Here is a 486-nt window from a genome sequence, read left to right on the forward strand (position 1 = left end):
TTGTTAAAGGGGGCGCGCCGAAGGCGCGGGGATTAGGCAGGCCAAGCCCCGGCCAGATGTTCGCGCAGCGAAAACCTGGGCTGCCAGAGTTTCACCCTGGCAGCGGGTGGGCAGTTCGTCAGAACTGACCGCCGAACGTGAACTGCAGGCGCTCGATCTCGTCGTTGTCTTCCTTCTTCAGCGGAACCGCATAGCTGATCGAGATCGGGCCGACCGGCGCGCGCCACAGCAAGGCGATACCCGTCGAGGCGCGCAGCTGGTTGGACTTGAAGTTGTCCACGCCATTGAACACGTTGCCGACGTCCACGAAGGCCGAGATGCGCGCCGACGGGCTGTCGAACAGCTTCGGGAAGTACATTTGCTTGAAAAAAAAAAGCGACACTGATAGACGACCGCTTATAGTGTGTTTGTCCGGAAGACTATACCTAACTGTCCAATCCATACAGCGCCATACTGACGCGCCCTATGGCAGCGAGCTTGATTGTG

The 486-nt window shown here is 58.8% G+C and carries 1 pseudogene; it reads right to left on the reverse strand.

Annotation, left to right across the window (positions count from 1 at the left end):
• Positions 1 to 118 precede the first annotated feature (118 nt).
• Positions 119 to 361, reverse strand: a pseudogene (locus CSC70_RS14370) (BamA/TamA family outer membrane protein); the annotation flags it as partial.
• Positions 362 to 486 lie beyond the last annotated feature (125 nt).

Source organism: Pseudoxanthomonas kalamensis DSM 18571 (assembly GCF_010211745.1).
GTDB classification, from domain to species: Bacteria; Pseudomonadota; Gammaproteobacteria; order Xanthomonadales; family Xanthomonadaceae; genus Pseudoxanthomonas_A; species Pseudoxanthomonas_A kalamensis.